The organism is Mycobacterium sp. 155 (assembly GCF_000373905.1).
GTDB lineage: Bacteria > Actinomycetota > Actinomycetes > Mycobacteriales > Mycobacteriaceae > Mycobacterium.
This window is the reverse complement of sequence record NZ_KB892705.1, coordinates 87,036-102,522: the sequence shown is the minus strand read 5'-3', so window position 1 is coordinate 102,522 and position 15,487 is coordinate 87,036. Positions and strand designations below refer to the sequence as shown.

The window sequence follows — 15,487 nt, the reverse complement described above, 5'->3', positions numbered from 1 at the left end:
TGGCCAGCACGTATCATCGCATGCGTGCGAAGTCCACAACGAGTAAGCGGACTCGACGCCAGCTTTTTCTCCCTCGAGACCGCAACACAGCCGCTGCAAGTGTTTTCGGTCTTCGAACTAGACACCTCGACGATTCCAGGCGGCTACAGCTACGACTGCTTCCGAGCCGCCCTGGCGACGCGGCTGCGGGCGATACCGGTGTTCCGGGAGAAGGTGTCCGACAACGCCCTGAACCTCGATTTTCCCGCCTGGGTGCAAGACACCGACTTCGACATCGACCGTCACGTGCATCGGATCGGTGTCCCGGCGCCAGGGGGCCGGGCCGAGTTCGAGGAGCTGTGCGGGTACCTCGCCACGTTGCGGCTCGATCATGGCCGGCCGCTGTGGGCCATGTGGGTGATCGAGGGCCGAGACGACGGACGGCTGGCCGTTCTGCTGATGCTCCACCATGCGATAGCCGACGGCTTGACCCTTGCCGACATCATCGGGCAGCTGTGCAGTACCGAACCCGACCCGCCGCCACCGGCCTTTGTCGAGGCAGCGCCGGCCGCCGGCCCGTTGCGAATCGCCGTCACCGGTCTGGCCGGGTTCGCACGCCGCCCCTGGTACCTGCTGAAATTGTTGCCCGCGAGCATCACCGCGGTGATCGACACCATTCGGCGTGCGGCTACCGGCCGCGCGATGGCGGCTCCGTTCACCGCCCCACGCACCGTGCTCAATGGGAAGCTCACCTCCGATCGCAAGCTTGCCTTCGCCCAGCTGGATCTTGCTGACGTCAAAAAGGTCGCGAACCACTTCGGGGTCAAGATCAACGACGTGGTGATGGCGATCGTCGGCGGGCAGGCTCGCGAGTTGTTTCTCAACCGGGGCGAATTGCCGAAGGCCTCGCTGGTGGCGCTGGTGCCGGTGTCGGCGCACGGCCCCTCCGATCGCACAGGGCGAAACCAGGTGTCGGGCATGTACCCCAAGCTGCAGACGCAGATCACTGACCCCGTGGAACGACTGAAATCCATCGCCGTAGCCAATGTCATTGCCAAGGAACACAGTTCGGCAATCGGCGTGACGCTGTTGCAAGACTGGGGCGATGTCATCGGCCCAGTACTTCTTGGCATCGCCAAGCGGGTGTACGCGTGGCTCACCCAGTTACGTCCGATGTACAACATCGTGGTGTCCAACGTGCCCGGTCCACACGCACCTTATCTTCTTGGCGCTGAGGTTTCGGCGCTGTATGCGTGCGGTCCGGTGATGCACGGGGCGGGGCTCAACGTCACGCTGTGGTCGGCCAACGGGACGCTGTACATCGCAGTGCTCTCCTGCCCGGCACTCCTGCTGGACCCACGCACCTTGGCTGACGGTTTCGCCGCCGGATTAACCGAGATGTTGGACCAAATCAGCTAAACCACAATGGCGTTCGCGATCTACTCGGTGACCCAGCCGTATCTGGACGGCACGCCGACCAACAGGTCGTGGATCTCGCCGACGTAATGACCAGGGCTGGGCCCATGGCTGTGATAGGTGATCACCAACCGACCGTCATACGTTGCGACGGAATACATGTCGATCCCCACCGAGGTCGAGGCGAACAGCACTTCGGCGTCATACTCCTCGACCGTGAGATCGGGCGGCGTGCGAACCGACGGCAATTCCCCGCCATCGGTGGCCATCACCACATCGGGCAACCCGGGCGGGTTGCCCTGGTATTGCTGACTGAAGTGCAGAAACGACTGCTGAATCACACCTTCGGTCAGATCAGCGCGAAACGCCTCGACGATGTCGCGGGCCAGGTCTATCAGGTCGGTGCGTGCGTTGATCTCGGCCAGGTACATAGCCATGCCTACCGGATTGGTCGCCTCGGTCGCACCAACCGCTGGGGTCAGGTAGAAGCGCAGATCGACCGGATACATGTAGGGGATCGGAATGTGCGGGCTATCGCGTATCTTCCACTCGGCCAACAGGATCGAAGCGGCCACCAGGGAGTTGAGACTGACCCGTTCGGCGGCGGAGATGGCGACCAGATCCTGGGTTTCCTGGCGGGAGAGCCGGCAGGTGGCCGAGGGCACCCGAACCGACTGAGGACCGACGCGTCCCGCGTTTCGATGTGAGGCCGGCAGGTCGTAGACGAACATTGCGGGCAGGTAGCGCTCCAGCCCGAACCGTGCAAGTTTGCCGATGCCCCGAGCCGCGAGCACACCCTCCAACGAGTCGGGAACGGGTTCGGACTTGACCGGCCCGATATCGGCGCCTTCGACAATGTCGGTGTACCAACCCAACAACTTCTCCAGTAGCGCGAACTGATGATGCGCATCGCCAAGGGCATGATGTGTGTAGAGCGTGAGTTCGGACCGTTCTGAACCCAGTCGCAGCCGCAGGTTCACCAGTGCCTGGGACTGATCTGGCAGGCGCTGCGGCGACGTCTCCCCGATCTTCTCCAGCCAGATCCCCGCATGCTCGTATTCGTCGACCATGATCTGATGCCTGCCATCGGTGCCGGGATGTTCCAGGTGTCCGGCATGCGCGGGATGCACCCGCATCAACGTGTCGAACGCCTGCGAAATCGCGCCCACATCCACCGGTCCGCGCAACGTAAGGGTGATGCCGATGAAGTTCTCGGCCTGTGCGTAGAACTCTTCGCTGGGCGTCAGATCGCGGATCGGCGTTGAACCGAACACTGTGCACTCTTTCTCTTGGGATCGCCTGGTCTCTTGGTATCGCCTGGTCTCTTGGTATCGCTTTGTCGATATCGCATTGGTCTAGCGGCTGGTACTGGCTCTGCGGTAGCCCCGCACGATCGGCCACAGGCACACCAAGAAGATCGCGGCGCACCACACCAGCGCACTGATCAGCGGCCACAGCACCGGCCCACCCACCGACAGTCCCCGCATCGCATCGACTGCCGGTGACATCGGCTGATGCCGGACTACCGGCTGAACCCAGTCCGGGTAACGCTCCACCGGGACGAACCCGGTACAGAAGGTGGCACCCAAGATGATCACGGGTTGCATCGCCTCCACCATCACGGCTTTACGTGAATACAGCGCGATCGTGGTGGCCAGCGCGGCGAAGGCGACGCCAAAGATCACCGGGACGGCCACCCACAGCACTGCGGCGCCAACCCCTTGGTGGAAGCGGAATCCCAGAGCGATTCCCGCACAAAGGATCACCAGCGTCGTGAAGAGCAGACGTATCACCTCGGCGGCCAGCCGCGACAGCAGTCCGGCGGCGCGATGGATGGGCAGCGCCCACATCCGGGAAAGAAACCCGTCAAGACGTTCGGCGTTGACGCCGACCATTCCCGTGGTCGACCCTGTCATCGTCGCCACCACGGCGACCAGTGGCACGCTGCGGTAGAGCGCATTCTCGCCCGTGATCGTCGTGATCGAGTCGCCGAAGACAACCTTGAGGGTGAGCAGGAAGGCCACTGGCAACAGCAGAGCGTGAACAAGCGTCATGGGGGTACGAGCCGACCGGATCAGCAGCCGCTGGGTCAGCACCGCGGTTTGCGACGCCAGGCTCAGCGAACGGCGGTGCGCATCAACGGCATCAACGCTGGTGCTGACGAGAACGGCCATCAGGTTCTCCGCCGGTAAACCACGACAGCCCAAGGCAGGGTCACTGCGATGATGCCGACCACCCAGGCCAGTGCCGGAGCGATGACCGACCAGCTGACCGGTGGTACACCGTCAGCGGAGTCACCGGCCAGTGCCTGCATGGCGTAGACGAGCCGGGAGATCGGCTGATTGTCGACGATCGGCCGAACCCACTCGGGAAACCGATGCAGCGGCTGGATTCCCACCGACAGGAAACCGAATATCAACTGCGGCAACAACAACCATTGTGCGGTCGCGGCTGGGTCGCGCGATTTGGTGCCGAGAGTATCGCCCACGAGCGCCAGAGCCAGCCCGGTGAGCATCACCAGCAGACAGAACACCACGACACAAATGGGCCCACGGTGAAATCGAAAGCCGATCACATATCCACATGCCAGCGCCACGACCAGTCCGATCACGCAGCGGTAGACGCTTGCTGCGATCCGGGCCGCCAACGGGGTCAGCGGCGAGATCGGCAACGCCTGGAAACGTCGGTTGATCCCCTGTACCGAATCGGTCGCAGCCCGAAAAGCAGTGGAGATCGACGCGAACGCGACGGCTTGCAACACGATCAGCGGCAGCAGGTACTGCGCGTAGCTGCTCATCTTGAGGTCGGGGCCATCCATCAGTCGGTTCAACGGGATGTAGAGACTCGCGGTAGCGGCCACCGAAACGGCAACACCCACTGCCACTTCACCGTTGCGCAATGTGGGTGCGATCAGCCGTACGGTCAGTACCCACCACTGCTGCAGTCCCGATGGGGCCGGGCGCACCGCAGTCAACGCGGTCACGAGAACACCTCGTCTGCCACCCCTGCTGGGGACGGATCGCCGACCGGATTTCCCGTCAGCGAGAGGAACACGTCGTCCAGTGACGGCCTGCGTAGCACCACGTCGGCCAGCTCGATATGCGCCGAATTCAACTGCGACAGAGCCGCTGACAATGTGGCGGGGCCGTCCAGGGCGGGCAGGCTGACCCGATCGGACTCAGGTCCCATCGCGTGCCGGCTGGCGGCAGGCACCAGCGAACCCAGCGCCTCAACTAAGGCGGGCAGGTCAGCCGGGTTGCGGGGCACGATCTCGCAGTACGTGCTGCCCGTGCGCTCCTTGAGCTCGTCGGCCGTTCCCTGCGCGACGATGGTGCCGTGGTCGATCACGATGATGCGGTCACTGAGCGCGTCCGCCTCCTCGAGATACTGAGTGGTCAGCAAGGTCGCGATACCCGCCTCTTTGAAGGTGGTTACCAACTCCCAGATGGCCTGCCTGCTACGGGGATCCAGGCCAGTGGTCGGCTCGTCGAGGAATACCACCTCGGGGCGGACCACCAGCCCGCAGGCGATGTCGACGCGTCTGCGCATGCCGCCGGAGTAGGTGCTGACCCGCCGGCCGGCGGCGTGCGTCAGGTCGAACTCGCGCAGCAGATCGCGGGCCCGCGTGCGGGCATCTGACTTGTTCAGGCCCTGCAGCCGGCCGAACATCACCACGTTCTCGTATCCGGTCAGCATGTCGTCGAGGGCGACGTGCTGACCGGTCAGCATGATCGACCGGCGTACCAGCGCAGGGCGGGTGACCACGTCATGACCTGCGACCCTGGCACGTCCGCGATCTGGCGTGGTCAGAGTCGACAGAATCTCCACCATGGTGGTCTTACCGGCACCGTTGGGGCCCAGCAGTGCAACGACCTCACCGCGACCCACGTCGAACGAGATGTCGCGCAGCGCGGCAACCGAACCAAACGATTTGCCGATGCCTTCGACGTCGACGCCTTTATCGGAACCCTCGTCCGACTGCGACATCGCTTCCCTCACCTACTCATCGTCATCGAAGACGGCGGCCGACAAGTCCACCAGGGCCAAGGCCTCGTCGTCGGCATCGTCGTCTGCGGCGTAGTCGTCGCCACTTACCGCTTCGTCGATCAGACCGATCAACGTGGTCGGGAACTGCTCGACGAACGCCTCGACGGTACCGCTGCGCACCCGTCGGGCGTCATACCACCAGTCCACGTGGAGCACGCCGCTGTGGCGGAACGCCCGTAATTCGATTGGATGGCCCAGCCCAGGCAGGGTCTCCCTGACCGTCAGCTCGGTGTCACTGTCGAATTGGACCGGTGTGTCGCGCTCCTGCCATTCGGGGATCATGCCGAGGTAGGAGACGAAGATGTCCGATGCGGACGTCGCGCCGAGCAGGCTGGCCGTCGGCGCGTGCAGATAACGCAGCAGTCCGTACCCGATGCCATTGTGGGGCACTGCCTCGACCGTACGGCTGACCTCGGCGAGCAGCTGTGTCGCGCTGGCACCCGAGATGTCGATGCAGGACAGCGCGATCGGGTAGATCGTCGCGAACGAGCCGATCGTTCTTCGTAAGTCGACCTCAGGCCGCAGTACCGACCGCCCGGCGCCGGAGATGTCAACCGCCGCAACACCGTCGCCGACGGTGCTCGCGAGGGTACGGGCCAGCGCGGCCAACAGGATCTCCTCGACCGAGGACTGTAATAACCGCCGCGCGTTGTCGAGTTGCGATGTTTGCTCAGGGGTCAACGCGGTGGCCTGCCTGATCAGGTCATCGGGTCCCGGCGCACCGACCACCGCGATATCGGCTACCCGCAACGTCGCCTTCGCGGCATTGTCGATCCAGTAGCTTCGCCGGTCGAGCACTGCCGGATGCGCGGCCAGCGCCGCACACCGTCGCGACCACTCCCGCCAACTCGTGGTTACCGGTTCCAGGGCGATCTCATTACCTGCCAACCCCTGTCCGAACGCGGTCAACAAGTCGGTCACCAGCACCTCGCGTGACACGCTGTCATCGACCATCTGGTGCACCGTGAGAACCAGGAATCGCGGGCTTGACTGCGCGTCGGTCACGTACGTGGCCGTCAATGGCCAGCTGCTCAAGTCCTGCCCCGCAATGGTTTCAGCGACGATGACCGACAGCGCAGTGCGCTCCTGCTCCGTGCCAGGCTTGGCGTCGGCGGGCAGCGACTGCTGGTCCAGGTCGGCAAAGTCACCGGGTTCGCGGATCTGCTGCTCCCACACGCCCGCGCGGTTGACCAACCGCATTCGCAACGCATCGTGGTGGTCGACCACCGCAGTGATGACAGCGCGGACATGCTCGACACTGACGCTCGAGTCGAGACGGAACACCAGCGGCGCGCGCCAGCCGCCCGGCTCGGTCAACCCGCCGTCCAGGAACCGCAGAATATTCGGTGGGAGTGGCAGATTCAGCTCTTCGGTGTCCTGGCTGGCCAGGCTGCCGGAGGCGTAGCGAGCGACAAGGGTGTCGGCCAGCGCGGCGATGGTGCCATGGTCATAGAGGTCCTGCGGAGTGAGCTCCACTCCCTCGTGAGTCGCAGTCATCGCAACGCCGATCGCCAGCAGCGAGTCGCCACCGAGTTCGAAGAAGTTGTCGCTCGGTGCAATCGAGTCGACGCCAAGGCACTGCGACCAAATCCGCTGCAGGGTGGCCTGCATCTGCGAGCGGGCATCGGTGCCGCTTGCGGTCTTGCGCTCGGCCGACTGTGCGTCGACGACCGCGGTCCCGTTTTGGCCGGCGTGGTCTGTTGCCTGCCCCGGTACGACCGACCGTGCGGAGAAAGCCGCGGGCTCGACCCAATGACGCTGCCGTGCAAAGGCATAACCGGGTAGCGTCACGCGGCTGGCTTGATCACCGTGGCGGGCAGCCCAGTGCACGTCGACTCCGGCCGACCATAGCTGGCCCAATCCGAGCAGGAACGCGTCGCGATCATCCCGGCTCTGGAGCGGGTGCCGCATGAGTCGAACCGCACGGTGGGCGTCCGACCACTCAGGCAGCCGCACCGCAGAGCCGGTCAGACTGCCGCCGGGCCCTACCTCGACGAGCACCCGGTGGGTATCGCCGAGCAATTCCTGAACCTCATCGGCGAACCGGACGGTGCTGCGGATGTGCTGGGACCACCGCTGCGGATCGGTCGCTTCCTCATCGGTCATCCACGTGCCGGTCACGTTGGACAGCATGGGGATTCGGGGCGCCTGCAGGGTGAGGGTGGACAGGTATTCGGCAAACGGGGCGAGCACCCCATCCATTGCCTGCGAATGAAAGCCATGTGAGGTCCGGACGCGTCGCGCCAGGATACCCGCCACCGCAAGACGATCGGTGAACGCACGGATGGCTTCCGCCGGGCCTGCCACCACACAGCTGCCCGGTTCGTTGATGGCGGCGACGTCGACCGGTTCTGTCGAGGCGGCCAGATGCTCCGCGATGTCGTCGGGGCTGGCCGCCACGGCCACCATGGCACCGGGCGGTGCGGCGTGCATCAGACGAGCGCGCAACGACACCACCTTGATCGCCGACGGCAGATCAAAGATCCCTGCCACGGTGGCGGCCACCAGTTCCCCGATGCTGTGGCCAGCCAACGCCGCCGGGGTGACACCGTACGACATGATCAGCTGCGCCAGTGCGTACTCCACTGTGAACAGCGCTGGCTGCGCCAGGTCGGTGGGCTCCAGGTCAGCCCCCTCGAATACCTCGGCCGACAGCTCGATTCCGAGTTCCTCGGCAAAGCCAGCGGCACACCGGTCGAAGTTCTCCTTGAACACCGGCTCGGTGTCGTAGAGATCGCGGGCCATGCCGACGTGCTGCGCGCCCTGCCCGGGAAACAGGAATGCCACCCGTTCTGCGGCCGGCGAAATACCTTGCGGGAACTGTCCGACCGACACTTTGTCGTGTTCCGCGGCGGTCAGTACCGCGACGGCGTCGGCGCGGTCGGTGACGACGGCGGCCATCCGGACCTCGTAGGCTCGCCGGCCCGCGAGCGTGAACGCCACGTCGGGCAGCGAAAGTTGTTCGTCCCTAGCGAGTTCGGCGGCCAGCGCAGCCCTGGCATCCTGCAGGGACTCGGTGGTCCGGGCCGACAACAGCAGCACCTGCGGACCGCTCGGGGCCTGCGCACCGTCAGAAGAATTCTGCGGCGCCTCCTCCAAGACGACATGCACGTTGGTGCCGCCGACGCCGAACGAGCTCACTCCAGCCCGCCGGGGAGCATCGGATTCCCAAGACGCATAACAGTTCTGAACGACGAACGGACTGTTTTCCAGGTGTAGTTCTGGATTCGGTGCGGTGTAGTGCAGGGTCGGGGGAATCGCCCGATTCTTCAGGCACAAGATCGCCTTGATGAGGCCGGCAACACCGGACGCCGCATCCAGGTGGCCGATGTTCGACTTGACCGAGCCCAGCACGCACGGGCCGGACCGGACTGACTCCGATACCTCGAAGGCCTGACGCAGTGCCTCGACTTCGATCGGGTCGCCCAGCGGGGTACCGGTTCCGTGCGTCTCGACGAATCCGATGGTCGAGGCGTCGACGTCGGCGACGGCGTGTGCTTCGGCGATGACCTCTGCCTGGCCGGTGATAGCAGGTGCCGCATAGGTCATCTTCACCGCGCCGTCGTTGTTGATCGCCGAACCGCGGATGACGGCGTGGATGCGGTCACCGTCGTCGAGCGCTGCCCGCAACGGCTTGAGCACCACCGCCGCGACTCCGCTGCCGAAGATGGTGCCGTCAGACCTCGCGTCGAACGGTCGGCAGTGGCCGGACTGCGACACCATCGCGCCCGGCTCGTATAAATAGCCGACATGATGTGGCACCCGGATCGCGGCGGCGCCCGCGAGCACCATGTCGGATTCACCGGACAACAGGCTCTGGCACGCCAGGTGCACCGCGACCAGCGATGACGAACAGGCGGTCTGCACCGAAAGACTCGGTCCGCGCAGGTTGAACTGGTGCGACACCCGCGTCGCCGGGTAGTCCTTGTCGTTGAGCAGGACCAGGTTGAACATGTCGACGGTGATGCCCTCGCCGACGAGCGTCTTCTGGTCGCGGTGCGACATCAGGTTGTGCAACAGGTAGCCGCTGGCAGTGCTCGCCCCGAAAACACCGATCGCTCCGTCGTAGGTGGCGGGGTCGTATCCGGAATCTTCGAACGCATGCCATGCAGTCTGCAGAAACAGTCGCTGTTGGGGGTCCATCATCCGAGCGGTGTAGGGAGTCATCCCGAAGTATTCCGCGTCGAACTCGTCGATCCCGTCGACCAGCGCCGCGCGCCGGACGTACGCGGGACTCTCCAACGTCTTCGCACTCACGCCCGCGGCGGTGAGCGCCTCCTCGGACAGCGTCGTGACGGATTCCTCACCGCTGCACAAGTTGTCCCAGAACTGTGTCACCGAGTTTGCGCCGGGAAACCGCCCCGCCATACCGATGACCGCAATCGCGTTGGGCGGCAATTTATTCGAGTCGGTTGTTTCGGTGTCCATCACTAGACCCCATGTCCTTTCCTTCTGCCCGCCCGGGCTTGCTGGCGGGCCTTGGCGCGCTGCTGGGCTCGGGCACCGAGGCCCGATCTAGCCGTCGCCGGGATGTCGTCCGTGCTCACATAGCCCATGCGCTCGTACAGAGCGTCGGTAAGACGCGAGATGGAGGGATACTCGTAGATGACCGCTGCAGGCAGCGCGATGCCCAGGCTCGTGCCAAGGCTGCGCTGAAGCGAGACACCCATCAGCGAGTTCATGCCGAGTTGGAAGAACCCCGCCGCCGGGTCCAGCGTCTCCGCCGGCGCCAGTCCCATGGCGTCCGACGCCAACGTGGCGATGTGGTCAGCCAGCATTCCGCGACGCCGTTCGGGTGGGCATTCGCGCAGGGCCTTGCCGAACTCGGTCTCCGGGATGGACTTGTCCGGGTCCGAGTCGACCGCCAGCACGTCGTCGACGATCCGCAGTGCTCCGCGGGTGCGGTACGCCGCGGCCAGCAGTGGCCAATCCACCTCGGCGACCGTGTACCGCGGCGGCGCATCGGGAGCCAGCACCAACGACAGGGCGCGGATGGCCACCTCGTCGGGCATCGGCACCAGCCCAGTGTCCGACATCACCGATTGTGCATCGGATTGCAAGTCGGACAACGATTTCCACAATCCCCAGTTCACCACGGCAGCCGGCAGACCCATGTTGCGCCTGGCGTAGGCGAAGGTGTCGAGGAAGTTGCTGGTCGCCGTGTAGTGGGCCAGCCAGCGTGAACCGAGGAGACCGGAGATCGACGAGAACATGAGGAAGTGGCGAATGGACGTTCGTAGCGAAAGGGTGTGCAGTACGGCGAGCGCATCCAGCTTCGGTCCGAACATGGCCTCGACGTCGTCGGATGTCATTTCGGACAACGCGACGGGTCCGCCTGCGAAGGCCGCCAGGTAGATGCCCTCCAGCGCAGGCAGATCGGTGCCGAACCGGTCGAACAGCGCCGCCATCGTGGCTTCATCTCCCGCATCGGCAGCCACCTGGACCAACGTCGTGCCCGTCGACGAAAGGCGTTGGGCCAGTTCATCGAGCCGCCCGCCGGGGTTTCGCGATACCGCGACGATGGTTTTGGCACCCATGTCGGCAAGCTGCTGGATCAGATGTGGCCCGATGCGGCCGGTGGCGCCGATGACCAGGTGGCTGGTGTCCTGGCCGAGCAGGCCGGTGTCGACCTGCAGAGGTGTCCGTCGTTGCAGACGTGGCACGTGCCGGGCACCCGCCCGGTAGACGACCTGATCCTCCCGCTCGCCGGGTTGCGCTTCGGTCAGCACATGCCGCGCGGCCAGAACGGCGGGCAGTGAGTCGTCGACATCGACCACGCCGCCCCAGATTTCGGGATGTTCGAGTGCCAGCGTGCGGCCGAGACCCCACAGGACGGCATGTGTCGAATTGGCGCGATCACCTTCGGCCACCGGCTGGGCATTGCGGGTGACGAAGTAGAGCCGCGGCGGCGAGGACACCGAAAGCACTTCTTCGACAAGACTTCTGGCTTCGTTGAACAATGCGTACGCGGACGCGACGTCGATCGCGACGCCAGTGGCGGCCGGCGCGAGTAGCACGTTGTCCACTTCAGCCAGTGCGGTGCGCAATGCGGTCCGGTCGGTGATCCAGTCGGTAGCAAGACCCGGCCCGCGACCGAGTTCGGCGCCCAGGTCCGCGTCCCCGAGCACCAGCCAGGGGCCGACGCCCGCAATGTCGGCCGCGGATAGTGGGTGTACGGGCCACGCCGGCTCGTACAGCCAGTCCGCCGGGATCGGGCTGCTGTCGCCTGCCGGCAGCCGGTGCGGGCGGCGAGCCCCAAAGCCGTCGGCGAACAAGGCGGGTGTGACATCCATCCAGTGCCGAGTGTGGCGCCACGGGGTGATCGGGATGGCGGGATGCGGCTCGGGCCCGTGATCGCCGGACGGTGGCCGGGCGGTGTGTGTCGCGTTGAGGTTCGTGTGAAATTCAACGGTGTCGTGAGCATCGCGCTGCAGCGTGCCGAGGCTGTGGTGGTGCTCGTTACCGGTGGCCGGGTCGTCGAGGGTGTCGGAAATCGCCTTGGTGAGCAACGGGTGCGGGCTGATCTCGACGAAGGTGCAGTGGGTGGCGCCCGCGGTGGCGACGGCCCGGCTGAACCGGACCGGGTTGCGCAGGTTGACTGCCCAGTAATCGGCATCGAACAGCGTTGCGGCACTGGCATTTTCGACCGTACTGATGACCGGGATGAGCGGATGCCTCGGCGTCAGATCAGCTAACGCCTCCCGCAACTCCGGCAGGATGGGGTCCATCATCGCGTGGTGGGACGCGACATCGACGTTTACTCTGCGGGCGAACGTATTCTGCTGAATCGCCCTGGCGACGACGGCATCAACAGCATCGGTGGGCCCCGCGACCACGGTCTGGCTCGGTGAGGCATACACCGCCACCGTAACCTCTGGGAAATCGGCGATCATCGCCTCGACAGTCGGCGCATCGAGCTCCAGCAGAGCAATCGCGCCCTTTTCGGCGCGTTCGGACATCAAGCGCGACCGGGTTGTGATGACCTGTAGTCCCTGCGCTGGCGTCAGAGCGCCTGCCACCACCGCAGCGGTCACCTCGCCCATCGAATGCCCGATCACCGCATCCGGCTCGACCCCGTACGAGCGCCACAACGCGGTCAACGCCAACTGAACGCCGACCAACACCGGCTGAATCCGCTCGATGCCGATGAGCTCCTCGGCACCGGCGAGCACGTCGTGCAGCGAGAACCCAACCTGGGCAACGAAATCCGGCTCTAGCTCGGCGACGGCGGCGGCGAACGCCGGTTCGTCGGCGAGCAGCCGGCGACCCATCCCCGCCCACTGCGAACCCTGGCCCGAGTAGACGAACACCGTCCCGGAACCGCACGGTCCCTGGTGTGGGCTGACGACGCCGGTTGCCGGTTGCCCAGCCGCGACCGAGCGCAGTCCGGCAACGGCTTCGGCGCGGTCGGCCGCGCAGACGGTGGCAAACGTCGGGTGCTGGCTGCGGTGATGACTCAGCGTGTGCGCGATGTCGGGCAGCGGCACGAGCGCGCCGGCATCGGTCATCCAGTCGGCCAGCGCGGTGGCCATCGTGGCGACCCTCTCGGCGTCCTTGCCGGTGACCACGAGCGTGGTGACCGCGGGTACCACCACCGGATCCGGCGCGATTGCCGAAGGACCCTGTTCCAGGACCACGTGCGCGTTCGTGCCGCCGAAACCGAACGCCGACACTCCGGCCCGTCGCGGACGTCCGGTTGCCGGCCACTTGGTCGTCTCGGTTACCACCTTCAGCCGTAGCTCGTCGAAGGGGATGTGCGAGTTGGGGGTATCGAAGTGCAGATTGGCCGGGATCGTGCCGCGTTGCACGGCGAGCGTCGCCTTGATCAGCCCGACGATGCCCGCGGCGGCCTCCAGGTGGCCCAGATTGGTCTTGACCGAACCGGCGAGCAGCGGCGCGTCCGGTTGCCGCCCGCGCCCGTAGACGGTGCCGAGCGCACGGGCTTCGATGGGGTCGCCGAGCAGTGTTCCGGTTCCGTGCGCCTCGACGTAGTCGACCTCGGAGGGCTTGACGCCCGCGTCCGTGACGGCGGCGCGTAACACTGCCACCTGGGCAGCCGGGTTCGGTGCCATCAATCCGTTGGATCGGCCGTCCTGATTGACCGCTGAGCCGCGGACGACTGAAAGCACCCGGTCTCCGTCACGGAGTGCATCGGAGAGTCGCTTGAGCACTGCGACGCCACAACCCTCGCCGCGGACGTATCCGTCAGCGGCGGCGTCGAAGGTGTGGCAGGCACCGGTCGGCGACATCGCTCCTGCTGCGTCGAGGCTGCCCGTCACGGCAGGCGAGAGGAGCAGGTTTACTCCTGCGGCGATCGCCAGCTCGGACTGGCCCGTACGCAGGCTCTGGCAGGCCAGGTGCACCGCAACCAGCGAAGACGAGCAGGCGGTGTCGACGGTGAGCGACGGACCGCGCAGGTCGAGGAAGTAGGAAAGCCGATTGGAGATGATGCTCAGGGCCCCGCCCGTACCCGACCAGACGTCGATCTTGCTGAGGTCACGGGCGGCCATGTACCCGTATTCGCTTCCACTGGCGCCCACGAAGACCCCGGTCTGAGTGCGCCGAAGCGACTCGGCTGGGATACCGGCATGCTCGAGCGCCTCCACGGCGACTTCGAGCAGTAGACGCTGCTGCGGATCGATGTAGTCGGCTTCGCGCGGCGTGATCCCGAAGAACTCGGCGTCGAAACCGGCGATGTCGCTGAGAAAGGAGCCCCACCGCGTGGTGTTCGCCAATGCCGCCGACGTTTCCGCCGAGCCATCGTCGAACGACTGCCACCGATCGTCGGGCACGGTTCCCACCGCTGAGCGGCCAGCGACTAGAAAGTCCCACAGCGCGTTCGGTCCGTTGACATCGCCTGGCAGCCGGCAGCCCAGCCCGATGACGGCGATCGGCTCGTCCTCTGCGCCGCCCGTGGCGTCGGCCACGACCATCGGCTCCGTATCGGGATTGATCAGCGCGTGGACGAGGCTGTTGAGGGTCGGGTTCTGCCAGAAGTCCACCGGCGAGACGGGACGTCCCAACAACTCGGACAGCTCACCCGACAAGACCACCGCGTCGCGCGAACCCACGCCCTGTTCGTTCAGGGGCGCGTCGAGGTCGATCTGGTCGGGGCTGCAGCCGATGTTGGTAACGAGGTAGTCGACCAACCAGTTGCGAAGTTCGGCTTCCCGATCGCCGAGCGGCGTCATGAGGCCGTGTCCAGTCGTCGGATCTTGCCGGTGGTGTAACCGACCGGTCCGCTGGCATGCAGCGCTGAAACGATCCGCATGTCATACACGCCGATTTGCTGCGCGGACAGCGGTACCCGGCGCAAACACGCGTTCTTCGACCCAGTGCGCGAGCCCAGGCAAATTCGTATTGATGTAGAAGTGATCGCCAGGGAAGGTGGTCAAGTCGAAGTCCGAGGTGGTGCGCTGCGCCCACGGGGTCATCAGTTCGGTGGTCGCCAACTCGTCGTCGTCGGCCATCAGCCCGTAGATGGGGGACGACAACTTCACCTCGGGCGGGCAGTTATACGACGCGATGGCCTTCAGGCCGCGCAGAGTGGGCAACATGGTGGCGGCGAACTGGTCGTTCTTCAGGAATTCCGGGTTGGCGCCAGTGACTTCGCTGACCATGTTCAGCAGCTCCAGGTCGGAACCCTGCAGGTCGACACCATAGCGCGTGACTCCGGGTGCGGCACTGGCCGACACGAACAACGCTGCGATGGGATTGCCGGCCTGCTCGAAGCGGAGGGCAACCTCGAAGGCCAGCAGGGCCCCCATGCTGTGCCCGAAGAGCGCGACCTGACCCGCTGGGGCCTCGGCGGGCTTGAGCATCGCGCATAGGCGATCGGCCAGCTCGGGGATGCTGGTGTACCGGGACAAGTCCTTGCCTGCGCGCTTTCCGGGATATTGGACCGCCACGCACTTGGTGCCGGTGAACGCCCTGGCGAAGGGCACGTAGAAATCTGGCGAACCACCAGTGTGGGGGAAGATGTAGAGCCGCGGTTCGACCTTCGTCTCGGTGGTCACGGTGCTCAGTTCGTTCGCATCCTGCATGT

General features: G+C 65.4%; 8 protein-coding genes. 1 reads left to right on the top strand and 7 read right to left on the bottom strand.

The window, feature by feature from the left end; all coding sequences use genetic code 11:
- Positions 1-24: 24 nt before the first annotated feature.
- Positions 25-1,398, top strand: coding sequence for a wax ester/triacylglycerol synthase family O-acyltransferase (locus B133_RS0100455; RefSeq protein WP_051088016.1), 1,374 nt, complete (start codon positions 25-27; stop codon positions 1,396-1,398).
- A 20-nt stretch (positions 1,399-1,418) separates the two neighbouring features.
- Here the strand turns inward: B133_RS0100455 and B133_RS0100450 are convergent, their stop codons facing one another.
- From B133_RS0100450 to B133_RS0100415, 7 genes are all read right to left on the bottom strand, one after another.
- Positions 1,419-2,669, bottom strand: coding sequence for a hypothetical protein (locus B133_RS0100450; RefSeq protein WP_018598737.1), 1,251 nt, complete (start codon positions 2,667-2,669; stop codon positions 1,419-1,421).
- Between the two features lie 81 nt (positions 2,670-2,750).
- On the bottom strand, positions 2,751-3,569 hold the full coding sequence (locus tag B133_RS0100445; protein WP_018598736.1) for an ABC transporter permease: 819 nt from the start codon (positions 3,567-3,569) through the stop codon (positions 2,751-2,753).
- Positions 3,569-4,378 carry an ABC transporter permease gene (locus B133_RS0100440; protein ID WP_018598735.1) on the bottom strand — a complete coding sequence of 270 codons (810 nt, stop codon included), beginning with the start codon at positions 4,376-4,378 and terminating at the stop codon, positions 3,569-3,571. Before B133_RS0100440 ends, B133_RS0100445 begins: the two co-directional genes overlap by 1 nt.
- On the bottom strand, positions 4,375-5,382 hold the full coding sequence (locus B133_RS0100435) for a daunorubicin resistance protein DrrA family ABC transporter ATP-binding protein (protein WP_018598734.1): 1,008 nt from the start codon (positions 5,380-5,382) through the stop codon (positions 4,375-4,377). Before B133_RS0100435 ends, B133_RS0100440 begins: the two co-directional genes overlap by 4 nt.
- A gap of 12 nt (positions 5,383-5,394) precedes the next feature.
- Complete coding sequence (locus B133_RS0100430) at positions 5,395-9,870, bottom strand: type I polyketide synthase (protein WP_026255800.1); 4,476 nt, start codon at positions 9,868-9,870, stop codon at positions 5,395-5,397.
- 2 nt (positions 9,871-9,872) lie between these two features.
- A complete protein-coding gene (locus tag B133_RS0100425) occupies positions 9,873-14,633 on the bottom strand; it encodes a type I polyketide synthase (RefSeq protein WP_018598732.1) in 4,761 nt (1,586 codons plus the stop codon).
- 81 nt (positions 14,634-14,714) lie between these two features.
- Positions 14,715-15,485, bottom strand: a complete 771-nt coding sequence (locus B133_RS0100415) for a thioesterase II family protein (protein WP_051088075.1) — start codon at positions 15,483-15,485, stop codon at positions 14,715-14,717.
- Positions 15,486-15,487 lie beyond the last annotated feature (2 nt).

Bases quoted from the DNA above. Each gene is read 5' to 3' on its own strand.
- B133_RS0100425 (WP_018598732.1), bottom strand. From the start codon at position 14,633: ATGACGCCGCTCGGCGATCGGGAAGCCGAACTTCGCAACTGGTTGGTC.
- B133_RS0100435 (WP_018598734.1), bottom strand. From the start codon at position 5,382: ATGTCGCAGTCGGACGAGGGTTCCGATAAAGGCGTCGACGTCGAAGGC.
- B133_RS0100430 (WP_026255800.1), bottom strand. From the start codon at position 9,870: ATGGACACCGAAACAACCGACTCGAATAAATTGCCGCCCAACGCGATT.
- B133_RS0100415 (WP_051088075.1), bottom strand. From the start codon at position 15,485: ATGCAGGATGCGAACGAACTGAGCACCGTGACCACCGAGACGAAGGTC.
- B133_RS0100445 (WP_018598736.1), bottom strand. From the start codon at position 3,569: ATGGCCGTTCTCGTCAGCACCAGCGTTGATGCCGTTGATGCGCACCGC.